General features: G+C 53.3%; 13 protein-coding genes. 2 read left to right on the top strand and 11 right to left on the bottom strand.

Features of this window, described 5'->3' with window-relative positions:
- The first annotated feature begins 6 nt into the window (after nucleotides 1–6).
- Together ABD949_RS08160 and ABD949_RS08165 are read left to right on the top strand one after the other, a co-directional pair.
- On the top strand, nucleotides 7–1545 hold the full coding sequence (locus tag ABD949_RS08160; RefSeq protein WP_345242386.1) for a RagB/SusD family nutrient uptake outer membrane protein: 1539 nt from the start codon (nucleotides 7–9) through the stop codon (nucleotides 1543–1545).
- A 103-nt stretch (nucleotides 1546–1648) separates the two neighbouring features.
- The gene (locus ABD949_RS08165) at nucleotides 1649–5206 is read left to right on the top strand and encodes a VCBS repeat-containing protein (protein WP_345242388.1); all 3558 of its coding nucleotides are present in this window, start codon (nucleotides 1649–1651) and stop codon (nucleotides 5204–5206) included.
- Here ABD949_RS08165 and ABD949_RS08170 read toward each other — a convergent pair.
- The 11 genes from ABD949_RS08170 to ABD949_RS08220 form a co-directional block, all read right to left on the bottom strand.
- Complete coding sequence (locus ABD949_RS08170) at nucleotides 5203–5430, bottom strand: hypothetical protein (RefSeq protein WP_345242390.1); 228 nt, start codon at nucleotides 5428–5430, stop codon at nucleotides 5203–5205. The two genes, ABD949_RS08165 and ABD949_RS08170, sit on opposite strands and share 4 nt — an antisense overlap.
- 188 nt (nucleotides 5431–5618) lie before the next feature.
- Nucleotides 5619–6728 carry a fatty acid desaturase family protein gene (locus ABD949_RS08175; RefSeq protein ID WP_345242392.1) on the bottom strand — a complete coding sequence of 370 codons (1110 nt, stop codon included), beginning with the start codon at nucleotides 6726–6728 and terminating at the stop codon, nucleotides 5619–5621.
- Nucleotides 6729–6969: 241 nt separating this feature from the next.
- Complete coding sequence (locus tag ABD949_RS08180; protein WP_345242394.1) at nucleotides 6970–7425, bottom strand: cold-shock protein; 456 nt, start codon at nucleotides 7423–7425, stop codon at nucleotides 6970–6972.
- Nucleotides 7426–7583: 158 nt separating this feature from the next.
- On the bottom strand, nucleotides 7584–7778 hold the full coding sequence (locus tag ABD949_RS08185; RefSeq protein WP_345242396.1) for a cold-shock protein: 195 nt from the start codon (nucleotides 7776–7778) through the stop codon (nucleotides 7584–7586).
- A 134-nt stretch (nucleotides 7779–7912) separates the two neighbouring features.
- A complete protein-coding gene (locus ABD949_RS08190; protein ID WP_345242398.1) occupies nucleotides 7913–8989 on the bottom strand; it encodes a 3-oxoacyl-ACP synthase III family protein in 1077 nt (358 codons plus the stop codon).
- A 12-nt stretch (nucleotides 8990–9001) separates the two neighbouring features.
- Nucleotides 9002–9277 carry a hypothetical protein gene (locus tag ABD949_RS08195; protein WP_345242400.1) on the bottom strand — a complete coding sequence of 92 codons (276 nt, stop codon included), beginning with the start codon at nucleotides 9275–9277 and terminating at the stop codon, nucleotides 9002–9004.
- A 32-nt stretch (nucleotides 9278–9309) separates the two neighbouring features.
- Nucleotides 9310–9684: a hypothetical protein gene (locus ABD949_RS08200; protein ID WP_345242401.1), complete on the bottom strand. Its 375-nt coding sequence runs from the start codon at nucleotides 9682–9684 to the stop codon at nucleotides 9310–9312.
- Nucleotides 9685–9702: 18 nt separating this feature from the next.
- Complete coding sequence (locus ABD949_RS08205; protein ID WP_345242403.1) at nucleotides 9703–10107, bottom strand: response regulator; 405 nt, start codon at nucleotides 10105–10107, stop codon at nucleotides 9703–9705.
- Between the two features lie 150 nt (nucleotides 10108–10257).
- Nucleotides 10258–10653 carry a response regulator gene (locus ABD949_RS08210; protein ID WP_345242405.1) on the bottom strand — a complete coding sequence of 132 codons (396 nt, stop codon included), beginning with the start codon at nucleotides 10651–10653 and terminating at the stop codon, nucleotides 10258–10260.
- 18 nt (nucleotides 10654–10671) lie between these two features.
- Nucleotides 10672–12555: a sensor histidine kinase gene (locus ABD949_RS08215; RefSeq protein WP_345242408.1), complete on the bottom strand. Its 1884-nt coding sequence runs from the start codon at nucleotides 12553–12555 to the stop codon at nucleotides 10672–10674.
- A 56-nt stretch (nucleotides 12556–12611) separates the two neighbouring features.
- Nucleotides 12612–16748 (bottom strand): chemotaxis protein CheB, encoded by a 4137-nt coding sequence (locus ABD949_RS08220; RefSeq protein WP_345242409.1) that lies wholly within the window; start codon nucleotides 16746–16748, stop codon nucleotides 12612–12614.
- Nucleotides 16749–17009 lie beyond the last annotated feature (261 nt).

The raw sequence follows: 17009 nt of genomic DNA on the forward strand, positions 1-17009 counted from the left end.
CCAATTATGAAAAAAATAATCCTTTCCACTATATGTTTAGTTGGTTTGGCCATCAGTTGTAATGATGATGTGCTGAACAAAGTGAACCCCAACGGGGTGACCTTCGATACATTTTTTAATAACGAGGCTGAATTAACGGCGGGTGTTAATTCCATTTACGCCCTGGTGCAGTCGAACAGCCTGGTATCGCGGGAGTGGTTCTTTACCCACGATTTGCGTAGTGATGAGATGGCGTCGGGCGGTGGGCAGTTGGAAACCCCCCGGAACCAGTTGCTCATTGGCGTGCATGATACCGGGAACGGCCTTGTTGCCAATATCTGGCGTGGCTGGTATCGGACTATTCACCGGGCCAACGTGGTGCTGGAAAAGGGGCCTTCAGTGAAAAACATCTCGGATGCTGCCCGCAACCGGCTGCTGGGCGAAGCCCGCTTCCTGCGGGCGTGGGGGTATTACGAACTGGCTACTTTCTTTGGCGGTGTACCGCTGTACAAAGAATTTGTAAAGTCGGTGGAGGGATCGCTGAAACGCTCGACCCAGAAGGAGGTATATGATTTTGCCATCGCCGATCTGAAAGCGGCCGAGGCCGGTTTGGCGGCTACGTACGACGCCCGGAATCAGGGCCGGGCTACCAAAGCCGCGGCCCAGACCCTGCTGGCTCGTATCTACCTACAGTTGGGTGACTACGCCAGCGCCAGAACGGAACTGCTGAAAGTGGTTAACTCCGGGCTGTATAAACTGGTGGATAACTATACGGACCTGACCAACGAAGAAGGTGAGTTCAACGCGGAGTCTATCTTCGAGGTGGTTTACGCGCCGTCGGGCGGAGCCTACAATTGGGGGGGCGACAGCGATGGTACGGCCGTGCAGGAAGAAACCGTCCGGTCGCAGGAGTATGCGGCTATTGCGTGGCGTAACGTTATCCCATCGAACAAAATCCTGAACGAGTACGAAATGGTGGCGAAAGGCGATGCCAAAGACGACCCGCGCTATGCTGATTCGTACTGGACGGAAGGCGATAAGTTTAACAACGGCACTAAAACGCTCACTGGCGACATGGTGCAGGGTAATGCTTCCGTGGTAAACGGCAAAACGCAGAAAGTGAGCTGGCGGAAGTACTCCCTGATGTATAAATCCGACGCGGCCAACCAGCAGAGCGGTATAAACATGCGGATCATGCGTTACGCCGATGTGCTGCTGATGCTGGCCGAGTGCGAAAATGAACTGGGCAATTCGGCCGAAGCCATTAAGCTGATGAACCAGGTGCGGGCTCGTAAGTCGGTGGATATGCCGCCTTTCCCAACAGCAAAATTCCCGGTTAGTAATAAGGATCAGGTATTCGATGCCATCGTACATGAGCGTATGGTTGAACTGGCCGGTGAGCAAGTCCGCAATTTCGATATCATCCGCTGGCGGAAGAATAAGAAACTGAAGACTGAACCGCTCTCGTACTTCCAGGCCAATAAGCACGAACTGCTTCCGATTCCTCAGGCGGAAATTGACAACAGTCCGGCACTGGACCAGAAGGATCAGAATCCGGGGTATTAATAGTTAGCAGTGGGCAGTTAACAGTAGGCAGAAAAGAGCATCATACCGTTGCTCACTCCAGTCTGCCTACTGTTAACTGCCCACTGCTAACAAAATTTGTGTTATGCGTCTATTGGTTGCGCTAGTGGTGGGTCTAAGTCTGGTGAGTTGCCGGACCGGGCCAAAACCGTTGTTCGAGAAGGTTAGTGGACGGGACTCGGGGGTGCGGTTTGCCAATACCCTGAACGCTACCGATTCGCTGAATGCCTTTACGTTTACCAACTTTTACAACGGCGGTGGGGTTGGGGTAGGTGATTTCAACCGGGACGGAAAGCCCGATCTGTTTTTTACCGGTAATCAGCAGAGTTGCCGCCTGTATATAAACCAGACCGCATCGGCGGACCGCCGGTCTGGACAGATACCTACTGAAAAGTCTGACTTCAAGTTTGCTGATGTGACCGAGACCGCCGGGGTACATACCAACCGCTGGTGTACCGGCGTGTCGGTAGTCGATATTAACCAGGATGGCTGGGATGATATTTATGTGAGCGTGGCGGCTCACAAAACGCTGCCGCAGAGCCGCAATCTGCTCTTTATCAACCAACGAACGCCAACCCCCACGTTTAAAGAGGAAGCAGCATTGTACGGCCTCGACTATGATGGGTTTACCACCCAGGCGGCTTTCTTCGATTATGATCTGGACGGTGACCTGGACGTATTTCTGCTCAACACGGCCCCCGACCTGCAGAATCCCAATTACCTGCGCCCGGCCGTCAATGATGGTACGTATCCCTCCACCGACCGGTTGTTCCGCAACGAAGGGGTAAGTCCTGCCGGGCGGCCTGTCTTCCGGGATGTGTCCAGAGAAGCCGGTATCCGGTTTGAGGGGTTAGGGTTAGGCGTGGTAGTGTCTGATCTCAATCAGGATGGCTATCCGGACCTGTATTGCTCCAACGACTTTATCAGTAGCGACGTGCTATACCTGAATAACGGTAATGAGCCCGGAACATTCAGCAATACTACCCGTACCTCGCTGGCCCATACCAGTCTGTACGGCATGGGCGTGGATGCCGCCGATGTGAATAATGATGGCTGGATTGACCTGATGCAACTGGATATGCTGCCGAAGGAAAATGAGCGCCAGAAAATGATGCTCAGCAGTCAGGACTACGACAAAAAAGAACTTAGTCAGCGCCCCCAGTACGGCTACCAGCTACAATACATGCGAAACACGCTGCAGATCAACAATGGTGTGCGGCCGGGGGGACGGAGCCGGGACGTAGGGGATGACCTTCCGGCCGCTAACTCCACACCTGATTTTAGCGAAATTGGCTTGCTGGCGGGCATAGCGCAGACAGACTGGAGTTGGACAACCTTGTTGACCGATCTCGACCAGGATGGCCGAAAAGACATATTCATCACAAACGGATACCGCAAAAATGTAACGGATAAAGACTTCATCAGCTTTACGGAAGAGTTCGGCCTGTTCGGGACGGACGCGGCCAGGGAGCAGGTTCGTAGTAAAGTGCTGGAGAAGGTGCCGGAAATCAAGCTCCGTAATTACGCCTTTCGTAATCAGTCTGATCTGACCTTCAGCGATGTATCGGCGGCCTGGGGCCTTGATGAATTGTCGTACGCCAACGGTGCCGCTTATGCCGACCTCGATCAGGACGGTGATCCTGATCTGATTGTCAACAACATTGACGAAGAAGCTTCGCTGTTTCGCAACAATAGCCGGGAGCAGCAGAAAAACGGCTTTTTGTCGGTAGGACTTGAGGGACCTGCCGGCAACCGGGCTGGTATCGGCGCAACGCTGACTGTCTGGGCCGGGGGCGGGCGGCAGGTTTTCGAGCAGTTTCCGGTGCGTGGCTACCTGTCCTCGGTAGCGCAGCAGTTGGTGGTGGGACTGGGAACGTCGCCGGTAGCCGATTCGGTAAAGGTGGTCTGGCCGGGTGGGCTGACCGAAGTACGCTACAACATAAAGGCGAATCAAAAACTGGTGTTTACCGTCACGGAAGCCAAACCGGCCTCCCGGCGGTCAGTGGCAAAACCGGATTGGCTGTTTACGCCAGTGCCCAACGCCATCGACTTTACCCATGAAGAGTCGGATTTTGTCGATTTTAAAACAACACCGGCTTTGCACAAGATGCTGTCCCGTTCGGGTGTGGCGATGGCCGTGGGCGACCTTAATGGAGACAAAATCGACGACATTGCTGTGGGTGCTTCATACCGGGGCAGTGCCGGAGCCTTGTTCTTCGGAAAAGCTAGTGGTGAATTCACCCGCACCGGCTGGATGGCCAACACACCGATGGAGGTCGGCGACATCCTGCTCTTTGACGCTGACAATGACGGCGACAATGATCTGCTAGCCGTTGGCGGGGGGAACGAGCGGCCGCTGAGTGCTACAGACGCTTACCAGCCCATTCTGTACCTAAACGACGGCCGTGGTCACTTCGAGCCAACAACAGCCTTGCCCACAATGGCGGTAAGCAGCCAGTGCGTTCGTGCCCTTGACTACGACCGCGACGGTGACCTGGATATTCTCATTACCGGTCACCAGATACCCGGCCAATATCCGCTGCCGGCCCGGAGTTATTTGTTACGAAACGAGCGTGTGGCGCAGGGGTACAAAGACAGGGTGCCTGAGGCCACAAGAAACACAGCGCCCGGAGCCAGGCACACAGGGCAACCGGTAACGTTTACCTCACTGGCTCCCGTGCCTACAACCCAAAAACGTACCGACGGACTGCCCCTGCGCTTTACCGACGTTACAGCAGACGTTGCCCCGGCCTTAGCCAACCTCGGTATGGTCTGTGACGCGCTGCCCCTCGACTTTAACCTCGATGGTTACAACGACCTTGTCCTTGTCGGCGAATGGATGCCGCCAACCCTGCTGCTTAACCAGAAAGGGCGGTTCATTACCGCAACGGCGGACCCTCAATCACTCAATCACTCAATCACTCAATCTCTCGGCTGGTGGAACTGCCTGGCTACTGGTGATTTTGACCATGACGGTGATGCGGACCTGCTGCTGGGTAACGAAGGGTTGAATACCCTGTACCGGGCGTCGGAGAGCGAGCCCATCGGTATTTTAGCCAACGATTTTAACCAGGATGGGCAGTTTGATCCCATTATGGGCTACTTCATTAACGGCACCCGCTACCCGGCGCTGCCGCGCGAAACCCTCAATCAGCAGATCATCCAGTTCCGGCGCAAATACCAGCATTATGCCGACTATGCAAAAGCCGACTTCGACCAGTTGTTCTCAAAGGAAGACCGGGAGGCCGCATTCCAGGGAGAAGTGACCGAACTGCGCAGTTGTTACGCTGAAAATGTGGGCGGAGGCCAGTTCAGGATTCGCCCGCTGCCTGTCCTGGCCCAGCAGGCACCTGTCTTCGGTTTTCTGGTCGACGATTTTGACCGGGATGGTCATCTCGACGCGCTGGCCACCGGCAATTTCTTCGGTAATGAAGCCAATATGGGCCGGCAGGATGCATCACGGGGTTTGCTGCTCAAAGGCGATGGAAAAGGAGGGTTTACGCCCTTGGGACCGGGCCAGACCGGGTTCAGGGTTTCGGGTGATGCCCGCCGGTCGTACCGGTTGCACAACCCGGAGCGCATTATCACGGCAATTAACTCCGGAACGCCCGTATTCCATAAATGGATGGGCGGGCAGCGTTAGAAGGTTGCTCTTGAGCCTGGGTCGCTTTCAAATTTACCGACTACTTTCGCTACGTTCACCATGTACCGATGCGACTGGAGTTCGATATACGGCTCTTCGCCGAGTACCCGCGCCGGGCGGGTGAGGGTATCCATAAATTTACCACCGAAGGCATCCTGAATTAATAATATATCGCCAGGTCTGAATAAGTAGTTAAAAGCCGAAGCAGTATCGTAAGCGTTCATAAACACATTCCTTTTACACGTTCGCCATCCTACCAATTATATAGGGTTATCGTATGCAATTGTTTTAAATAAGCAATAAACTTTCTAACCGGCAGCCATATACGCTCCGGTTAGACGGTGATAAGTCCATTGAATAGGATTGGAACTCTGGTACCCGTGCTTTAGTACGTATATAGGAGTAGCCTCACTTACGGATGATTGGCATAGGCCAGGGCAGAACGGCTCTCCTCAACATGGCCCAAATTTCTCAGCGCTTCAATATGCGAACTCAGGGCTTCGGCAATGGACGCTTTGTTGTTGTAAGGAATGCCAAAATCTTCGGCCGTGGCCTGCACAATTTTGGAGAGTTGCCGGTAATGGATGTGACAAATGGACGGGAACAGATGATGCTCAATCTGAAAATCCAGACCACCGATAAACCAGGATATCATCCGGTTACAATTGAAGTTGGCCGTGGCATAAAGCTGGTGAATGGCCCAGGCGTTTTCGACGTTACCCTGCTCATCGAAGGCCGGATGTTCAACGCCTTCCACAATATGAGCCAGTTGAAAAACGGTGCTCAGAATGATGCCGGAGGTAAAGTGCATCGCCAGAAAACCAAGCAGCCATTGCCCGAATGTCAGATTTGTGAGCAGGAGCGGCAATACGCAGATCAGAACAATATAAAGTGCCTTGGTGACGAGCAGGATTACAATCTCACGGGTCGAAAACGGCTTGGCAACTGCATGGTTCCGAAACCGGAAAACCTGCCGGAAGTCTTTACCCAGGAAGGAGAGCGTCATCAGCCCGTACAGGAAAAAGGCATAAATATGCTGAAAGCGGTGGTACCCTTTGAGCCGGTCGCTGTAAGAAAAGCGCAATAGGAACTTGCCGGTAACGTCTTCGTCTACCTCATGGATGTTCGTGTACGTATGATGAAGCGTGTTATGCTGTATCTTCCAGTTATAAACATTACCCCCCAGCAGGTACAGCGACGCGCTAAAAAGGTTGTTGACCTGCGGTACTGCCGACAATGACCCATGACTGGCATCGTGCATCACCGCCATACCTACACCGGCCGTGCCCACACCCATGAACACCGCCAGCAGGAACATGGCCCATACCGGAAAAGAGCCGGACAGAATCAGAAGATAAGGGACAAGAAAAAGAGAGAGCATGATGATGCTCTTGTAAATCATCGTTTGACTGCCAAACTTGCTGATTGAATTTTCTTTGAAGTACAGATCAACCCTCTTTTTCAGAACGGGGAAAAAGTCGGACTTGTCTTTGTTAAGGAATTTAATTGGCGCTTTAGCCATACCAGGATTAATCGGTTAAATGCAGAAAAAAAGTTCTTGAAGATCCAGGTGTGGTGGTTTTCGCTGGAGCAGTCGCCGCCGTAGCGGGTACCCTGGCCACACGGGTCAGAGGTAGTTTTATGGGTGAGGACAGGCAAAACTCTACCGTATAACGCCACACGCTGCATTTAATTGTAAGGTATGCAGCGCATGGGTAACGTTAATGGCAAAAAAACTCGTTGCTGGTGCGGGGTGCGCCGTTTTACTTGGCAAGCTGTACGTCGATGGCACTAGGGCCCTTGGCGGTCATTTCCACATCAAAGGTAACCTTGTCGCCTTGTTTGATAGGCGTTTTGAGGCTGTTGACGTGAACAAAGATACTATCCTGCGACTTTACATCTTTGATAAAGCCGTAGCCTTTGGATTCGTTGAAAAACGTAACGGTACCAGTTCGAATTAACGTAGCCGGGTCAATATCTTCCTGCCGGGCAACGCCAATCTGGATGTCTTCCGAATTGATCGTTCTCTTTTTGTTGGGGTCGGGAGGAGTAGAGGTGATGTTGCCGTTTTCGTCAACATAGGCAATCATATCGTCCAGACTTTTTCCTTTACCCGCATTGGCTTTGCGTTCTTCTTTCTTCTCTTTCTTGTCCTTCTGCTTCTTAAGACGGTTTTTTTCTTTTTCCTTTTTGTTAAATGTTTCCTGCGATTTAGCCATATGTGCTCTAAGAGGGGGTTAAAGTAAGCGGCCGCCTATACCGGCCTTAGTAGATAAGGGTTTTCAGATCAATTAAGTTCAGAAGCGGGTTTGCCCCTGTAAAACAAAAAACATGCTCAAAAAAGCATGTTCCTGACGTCACTACGAATAGCTATTTGTCAACCAATCACCTCTACGTTAACAGCATTGAGCCCTTTCTTGCCCTGCTCAACATCATACTGTACCTTATCGTTTTCACGTACATTGTCTTTAAGACCTGATACATGCACAAAAATATCTGGTCCTGAATCAGATGGTGTGATAAACCCGAAGCCTTTGCTTTCGTTGAAAAATTTGACTGTTCCTGTTGGCATAATTGTATTTTTTATAAATGTAACGGTAAGAAAATTAGTAAACAAATTCCAGTGGAGGCAGAGCCAAATTTCTTTACTTTCAGGCCTGCTTCATCTGGTTACGCACAGGTATCCGAAGGGGCGGTCAGCATTTGTCAGAACTGGTAAATAACGGCGTTGATGTTCATGCCGGCACCCACGGAGGCAATAACCACGATATCACCGGGATCAAGACGGTGATCTTCCAGCTGTTGTTTCTGAATCAGATCCAGCAAGGTGGGAATAGTAGCCACCGAACTGTTACCCAGCCAGGAAATCGTCATGGGCATCAGATCGGCCGGTGGGTTGTCCAGCCCATACAGTTTGAAGAGCCGCTGCAGAATGGCGTCGGTCATTTTTTCGTTGGCCTGGTGGATCAGCACCTTCTTGATAGCCGACAGCGGAGTTTTCGCTTTGTCCAGGGCTGCTTTTATGGCTATGGGCACCTGGCTTAAGGCGAACTCATAGAGTTTGCGGCCGTTCATCTTCATAAAGATGTCCTTGCTGCCTGCCCGGTCCGGCGAGTACGAATGATTCATACTCAGCAAAGAGTGGGCGTATGCGTGTGTTTGCGTATAGTGCGACAGGATACCCGCCTGGCTGTCTTCTGCGGCTGCCAGAATTACGGCTCCGCCACCATCGCTAAAAAGCATGGAATCCCGGTCGTGGGGGTCAACCACGCGGGATAGCGTTTCGGTGCCAATAACCAGACAGCGTTTGGCGTCGCCGGAACGGATGTAATAATTGGCCTGAATCAGGGCTTCGAGCCAGCCGGGACAGCCAAAGGCAATATCGTAGGCAATGCACTCGGGGTTCTCAATCTGCAGCAGGTACTTGATGCGCGAAGCCAGCGAGGGCACCATATCCGAGCGGTTGCTGCCATGCACTACATCCCCGAAATTATGGGCAACAATAATATAATCGAGCGTTTCGCCGTCAATCCCTGAACTGTCCAGGGCATTGCGGGCCGCCAGGTAGCCCAGTTCGGACGCGGTTTGTTCCGGGCGGGCGTACCGACGCTCCTCAATGCCGGTAATCTCCCGGAATCGCTCCACCAGCTTCGCTTTATCCTGCGCTATTAATACCCCTTCTTTATCGAAAAAACAGTGATTGGCAAAAGCTTCGTTAAGCACCTGAACCGGCGGAATGTAACTGCCTGTAGCCGCAAATACGGATCGGATGGTCTTATGCATAAAAGTTACGGTTTATGTAAAAATCTCGAATACCTCGGCGGTATACGCCTTGTCCTGGAGAAATAACGATTTAAGGTGCCGGAAAACACCCAGATAAGCAGGGATTTGCTCATTACCGAGAGCGACATAGAAAAGTTTATGTTCCAGGGAGCCCGTCTGTGGCCCCTTAAATTCGGCTTCAATATCATTCTGAATGATGTGAATAGCAACTAAAGTCGAACCCGAAGGGATATCAATCTCATTTAAGCCAAAGAACAAGGGGACTGTATATTGGGCAAAACTGGACATTTAGCTGACTTTTTTACCAATGGCTGAGCGGGTTAGTTAAATCTGTTTTCGAGATAAGTGCCTAGTTTGAACGCATTCAACAGGGAGGCCAGCTTTTCTTTCAGCAGGTACACATCGTAGTTCAGCATATGTACCTCGGTGGCCAGGTCCGAAATAGTAACTTCTTCTATTTTCGCTAATTCTTTGATCGCTTCCACCAGAATTGGACTCAACACCGGGGGTTGTGGTTCAGATAAGGGTTTTTCAGCCTGTTTCCACATATCCCGTTCTTTTTCAAAATCGGCCAGTTGATGCTTATAAATCGAGACCTGCTGGTTAATGAACAACTGGAGCAGCCATAACTCATCCAGTTTATGATGCTTAGGGTCAAGATAACTTAAAATTGCCGACTTCAGCCGCCTTTTCATAAGAGAGTTGTGGATAATTCAGTGTAACTCATATTGTATCGTTAGCTGGTCAACGAGGCTTCGCCAATCACTTAAGGTGGCCGGCTTGACAAAATAGCCATTGCCGCCATATTGCGCCATTTTCAACTGAATGTCCGGTTCGGAAATGGTAGACAGCAGGATAATGGGCACATTGATAAACTGAACGGCCCGCCGAATTTCGATCAGGAGCTCTATCCCATCTAAACCGGGCATTTGCCAGTCCAGTATCATCAGCTGCGGGGGTTGGCTTATGGAACCAACAGAAGCCAGCAGGCTGGCGCCATTCGTAAAGGTTTGAAGGTGGCAATCCGGAATGGTACTCGAAAGAACATTGGTAAGCATGTTCAGGTCGTCCTCATCATCATCCACTACTATAATATACAGATCATATGGATTTGCCATATTGACGGAATTAAGAGCAGCCATCCGTCGGCTTCAACTAAAGTTGGCGGAAGAGAGACCCGGTTTAACTCATAGATTATTGTAAAGGTAACTTTTTTACCCCAGACTATTGCTATCGGGCGTTCCTGCCAAGCTAACTAATTCCCGGCTCTAATCGCTGCCAGCCGGCCGGCCGGCGCTTACCAGGCGAATCAACTCCTCCAGATCAACAGGCTTGACTAGGTGGGCGTCAAAACCGGCTTCCCCGCTGCGTAGCCGGTCGTCTTCGTAGCTGTAGCCGGAGAGCGCAATCAAATAGAGATTTTTACCCCAGGGTTGCTGCCGAATCAGCCGGCAGGTCTGGTAGCCGTCCATCTCAGGCATGCTGATGTCCAGTACCACCACATCCGGTTGCAGACTCTCGGTGGCTGCTATGCCGTCCGCGCCCGAATAGCGTTCGTACACGTCGTGCCCTTTTATTTTCAGCAGCATCGCCAGGGTACGGGCCGAATCGCGGTTATCGTCTATGACCAGTATCCGCTGGCGGGCGGGGTTATTAGTTGTCATGGCTGTTGAGTAAATCGTTTATTCAGGTAAAAGTGGCAAATAAACCGTAAACGTGCTACCCGCATCGACTCCTGCACTATATGCGGCTACGCGTCCGCCATGTAATTCAACCAGTTCTTTGACCAACGTGAGCCCCAGGCCCAGGCCTTCCTGCGTACGCGCCCGCGAGGCATCTACCTGCACAAACATATTAAAGATACGATCGAGTTCGTCGGGAGGGATGCCGATGCCGTTATCGGCCACCCGCAGCCGGGCGTTCTGCCCGTCCCGCTCCAGACTAATCGCCATCTGGCCTTCGTTGCGGGTAAATTTGGCCGCGTTGCCCAGCAGATTCCGGACCACCTGCGTCAGCCGCGTAGCATCACCATCCAGGTAGAGCGGTTCGGCCGGCAGGCTCAGGCTTAATCGCCGTTTACCGCGTTCCACCAGCGGCCGGGCCGCTTCAACCGCCAGTTTCACCAGCTCGGTCAGGTCCAGCCGCTGCCGGCGCAGGTGGGTTTTACCGTGGCTGATGCGGCTTACATCCAGTAAGTCATCCACCAGCCGCACCAGTTGCTGCACTTCCCGGTTCATCATGTCGATAGCCGTCTCCAGCTTCAAACTTTCATCGGCCCCGCCGGTCATCTTCAGAATGAGCAGCAGGTTATGGAGCGTAGACAGCGGATTGCGCAGCTCGTGGGCCAGCAGCGCCAGAAACTCGTTCTTCCGCCGGTCGGCTTCCTGTAAAGCCTGCTCTGCCAGTTTCCGGTCGTGAATGTCGACGCCCACCCCAAACCAGTTTATTATTTCGCCGGTTTTCAGGTCGCGGTACGGGTTGGCCCGGTTCAGAAACCACCGGTATTCGCCGGATGCCGAGCGGTTGCGTTGCTCCACTTCAAACGGAAGACCGGTCTGCATCGCTTTGCTAAAGGCAGCCATCACTTTGGGGCCATCCTCCGGGTGCAGGAACCGGACCGCCACGTCGGCGGCCGTTTCCTGTTTATCAGAAACGCCACAGTAGTCGTACCACTGCTGATTCAGAAACTCAATGTTGCCCGTTGCGTCGGTGATCCACATACTTTCGGGAACCGCGTCGACCATCCGCCGGAACCGCTCCTCACTGTGTCGCAGGGCTTCTTCCGTGTGTTTGCGGTCGGTGATGTTTTTGAAAAACAACGCCACATGGCGCTCGTCGGGTTCGCCGATCCGGAAGGCATACACATCGAACCAGCGGCCCATAGGCCCGGCAAAGTTCTCAAAATGGGTTGATTCTCCGGTAAGGGCCACCCGCCCATAGATGTCGAACCAGAACGGTTCAAGGTCCGGTACCAGCTCGCTGGCGGTCCTGCCAAGGGTATTTTTCATGCCGGTCTGGTCTTCAAACGCCGGGTTGATTTCGATAAACCGGTAGTCGACCGGCTTCTGCTCCTCATCAAACAGCATCTGCAGAATGCAGAACCCTTCGTCCATGGAGTTAAGCAGGGCCAGGTACTTGTCGGTAGCCCGCCGGGCCAGGTCAGTAACATCCTCTACCTTGTGGATGATGTACCAGACGTCTCCCTGCTCATCCAGCACGGGGGTATTTACGGGCAGCCAGTATTTCTCCACGAAGCCCCCGCTGCCATCGGGTACATCGTAATGTTGCCGGACCATGCGGTGGGGCTTCTTCGTCTCCAGCACGTTCTGGAGCGATGCCCGGAGGTTCGCTACCGCCTTAGCCTCCCGGGTCGCCGGATTGTCGGGAAAGACATCAAACACGTGGCGACCGGTTATCTGCGACCGGGTGGTAAACGTGGCGGCCAGGTAGGCATCCGAGGCCGTCAGAATCAGCAGGTCCGGCGACAGAATCAGATACAGATCCGGCACCGTCTCCAATGCGCTCAGCAATTCCCGGCCCGGAGCCCTCTTGATCCCTGTACTCATCAGAAAACTGGTTATGCGTGCTTTTCCTCTATGAAGTCACGCGCCGGGCGCAATGTTTACGAATTTTTTTTCACGGACATTACCGGTACGTATATCAGAAACGCGGACCCTTCGCCCGGCTGGCTCATAGCCGTAATTACCCCTTCGTGGTTCTCGATGATGCGCTTGCAGATGGCTAGTCCGATACCGGTGCCGGGATACTGCCCAACTGAGTGCAGCCGCTTGAACGGGTCAAAGATCCGGTCGGTGTATTGGGGATCAAAACCAAGGCCGTTGTCCTGAACAGTGATTTCGGCATACTCGATATCCGGGTTTAACCCCGATACACTCTCGAACGCCCAGCCCGGTGCCGTCCGGCAACGGATTACTATTTCCGGCGAAACACCCGAGCGGTAAAACTTCAGTCCATTGTCGATCAGGTGATGAAAAACCAGCCGCCACTGCGAGGCACTGCCCCTGATCTCCGGGAGGTCTTCTACGTGAACCATCGCTTTCCGTTCTTCCAGTATGGTATAGAAATCTTCGGTTACCTCCGTTATCAGCCCGTTCAGATTGATGATTTTGGGCTCCGGTTTATCCACCGAAAGCCGGGCGTACGTCAGCAGGTCTTTAATTAACGCCTGCATCCGGCTGGCCGAGGCATGAATGCGCTCGATGAGGTTGCCTCCGGTGGCCGTTAGTTCGTGACTGTATTGGGCCCGCAGCAGGTCGCTCAGCGTCTGGATTTTGCGGAGCGGCTCCTGCAGGTCGTGGGAGGCTGCGTAGGCGTATTGCTCCAGCGTCTGGTTGGACCGCTGCAAGGCCTGATTCTGATTCTCTAACTGATGCTGGTATTCCTTAAGGGAAGAAACGTCGAGGCCAGTCAGGATAACCCCGGCGTCGTGTTTGGTAATGCTGGCCGCCAGCCAGGCTTCGTTGCCCTGAGAGCGGTAAGGGAACTCCAGATAAACAGGTAAGCCGGTAGTCGCCACATGCCGTAACTGTTCGAATGTCTCGCCCTGAAGCAGAAGTGGGTAATGCTCGGAGAGCTTGCTTCCGAGTATGTCTTCCATCGCAATCTGGTTTACCTGGGCAAACTTTTCGTTACAGAACGCCAGTTGGAAATCGGTAATCTCATTTTGCTCATTGTACAGCGCCTTCAGGTAGGCAATGGAGGCCGGTGAGCTATCCAGCACCGCGTGCAGGTTTTCGGCGGTCCGGGTCAGCTCGTGGTTGGTATGTTCCAGCGTCTTATTGGCTTCATCCAGCTCCTGGGTTCGCTGCTGCACCCGCCGGTCCAGTTCGGCGTTCATCTCTTTTTGCAGGGTTACATCGGCGGAGGTACCAATGTAGCCGTTAAAGGTGCCGTCGGGGAAAAACATGGGTCTGGCATTTTCCAGGATCCAGTGATAGCTGCCATCGTGCCGTTTCAGCCGGTACTCGGCACTGAACGCCTTACGGTCCTGGAGACTGCTATGATAAATGGTCAGGTAGCTTTCCCGGTCATCCGGATGAATGTTCCGCGCCCAGCCGTAACTGATCTCATCGGCCAGGGTGCTTCCGGTAAAATTCAGCCAGGCCTGATTCACGAACGTGTACCGGCCATCGGGACCGGCAACCCACGTCGGGAAGGGGGCGCTGTCGGCGATGGTGTGAAACCACATCTCGCGCTCTTCGAGCAGCCGCTGCGCCCGCCGATGGTCGGTCAGGTCTTCAATCGCCAGCAGAATGGCGTCCTGGCGGGTTTGCCGGCTTACCCGGCTGGCGCTGAACATCAGCACTTTTTCGCCGCTGGCGGGGAAGGTGTGCGTGACCTCAGACTGCTGCGACTCGGCCACCCGCGACAGGATATTGCCCAGCAGTTGCCGCAGTTCGGGAATATCCCACCGGCGGTTACCGATTTCGTAGATCAGCCGGCCTTCAATATCGCTTTCATCGGTCTTGAACTTGTGGTAGAAGGCTTTGTTGGCGTTCAGCACCCGCAGGTCTTTATCGAGGATCAGCGTAGCCTCCCGAATGGTGGTGAAGATGGCCTCCGAAAAATGGTAGGCTTCCGACAACTGGTCGTTTCGGAGCTGCAGCTCCTGATTGGTCGTCATCAGCTCCTCGTTGGTCGACTCGATTTCCTCCTTGGAGGTTTCGAGTTCCTCGTTCATGCTTTGCAGCTCTTCTTTGGCCGATTGCAGCTCCTCATTACTAACCTCGTGTTCTTCAATTACCGCACGCATATCTTCCCGGAGGTTGGCCAGTTGTTCCTCCAGTTCTTTGATGCGCTGGTTACGGGCCGACATCGACCGGGATTCCGGCGCTACTATCGGAACGGCTTCCTCAAAAATTACCAGGTAAAGCTGGTCTTCGGTATCGGTCCGGATGGGAACGACTTCGATGGCTACGTAGTGCGTGGTGTTGCTAACCTCAAATGTCAATCCGGGCTTCCGGACCGGCTGCCCGGCCTTTCGGGCTTTCAGAATGGTGCTGCGCAGATCGAATACCAGCTCAGGGCGGGCCATCTTCAGCAGGTTCAGGGTGGCTTTGCCCGCCGAATGCGCCAGATACAGGCCGGTAGAGCCGCGAAACTGGAGGATATCCATGTCCTGATTAACCAGTACGCTGGGGGGTATATACTGGCGGAGCAGCAGGGCATCGACCACCTGCTCCAGATCAACAGCCGGTGGTGCTACCGCGAGCGTCTTTCTGGGCTGGCCCTCCTGTACTTTACCGTCATCGTCTGCGTATGCTTCCCGCAGGCGGGGGCTCATGTCGAAAGAAACGCGGCTGGTGGCATCGCTCCGGCGGGTAAACACCTTATACGGTTTTCCCAGTTGCGAGAACAACTGGGAAGCCGAACTTACCGATTCAGACTTGCCCAGCAGCAGAAAACCATTGGCGTTAAGGGCGTAGTGGAAGGCGCTGATGGCCTTTTTCTGGAGCGTATTATTCAGGTAGATCAGCAGGTTGCGGCAACTGACCATGTCGAGCCGCGAGAAAGGCGGATCTTTGAACAGGTTGTGGGGCGCAAATACGCAGAGGTCCCGCACGGCTTTATTGATCCGGTACCGATCGTCTACCTTGGTGAAGAACCGCTGCAGCCGCCTGGGGGTATAGGCCCCCTGGCGGGCTTTGGCAATGGCGGCCTCGCTGATGTCGGTGGCGAAGATGTGAATCGGTACCTTTACGGCTTTGTCGCCGAGGATCTCCAGAAACATCATGGCCAGCGTGTAAGCCTCCTGGCCGGTCGAGCAGGCCGGCACCCATACCCGGATCGAATCACCTTCTTTTTTGATTTTCAGGATCTGGGGCAGCACAATCTTCTGCACGTAGTCCATCGTTTCGGGGTCCCGAAAGAAGTTGGTTACGTTGATGAGCAGATCGCTATACAGGAGTTCGGCTTCTTCGGGATGCCGCCTGACGTACAGGGCGTAATCACTGAGCGATTCGAACCTGAAGAGCAGCATGCGCCGGATAATTCGCCGGCGTACGGTGGTTATTTTGTACTGGCTGAAGTCGGCACCGGTAACTTTTCGTAAGATCTGGATGATGGATTTCAGCACTTCTTCCTGCGTGGCCGGGATATCGGCATCCTCGGCATCAGCCGTTAGCTGAAACAAGTCTATTCGGCTGCTCAACAGACCTAACTCTTTGGCAATTTCCGCCGGAGAAAGCACCAGATCGGCCACGCCCTCGGCAATAGCCGCCTGGGGCATAAACTTATATTTGGCCGTTTCGTCCTGCACAAACGTAAGGCCGCCCACGGCCTTAATGGCCCTCAGACCCAGTATGCCGTCGGCATTCATGCCGGACAGCAGGACGCCGATAGCGCCTGCTTTCTGCCGTTCGGAGAGGGAGATAAAAAACTCATCGATGGGCATGTGGATAGCCGGATGCAACTGGCGCGGTTGCAGCGTCAAGATACTATCCACAATTTCCATGTTCGTATTGGGCGGAATAATGTAAACATGGTTCGGCTCGATTCGCATGAGATGCTGAGCCTCTGCCACCGGCATCGCTGTTTCTTTACCGAACAGCATGGCGAGCTGGCTATCGTGGGTCGGGTCCAGGTGCTGGATATAAACGTATGCCAGACCGGTATCCGGCGGCAGGGCTCTCAATAGCTCGGAGAAGGCTTCGAGCCCCCCGGCCGATGCACCAATCGCCACTACAGGTACCGATTTGGTTGCCGACTGACCGTCAGCAGTTTGTTCTGTTGGACCCATCTAAGAATAGTACCAGCCTCCAAAAGCAATACAGCCGGTAATGCCTACCGGCTGTATTGCTTTTGGAGGCTACCGTTTAAAAGATTTATAACGCAGTAAAGGAAAAAAGTAAATCTAAGCATTTCGGGCCGTTAAAAAAATACGCCCTCCATTCGGATAAATCCTGCATTTGTAAAACATTTCCCCGGCTATAGAGTAGTAAATTTTGTTAATAAGACTATACGTTGCGTTAGGTTGCTTGCTATAATGGCCAGATTGCCT

The organism is Nibrella saemangeumensis (assembly GCF_039541915.1).
GTDB lineage: Bacteria > Bacteroidota > Bacteroidia > Cytophagales > Spirosomataceae > Nibrella > Nibrella saemangeumensis.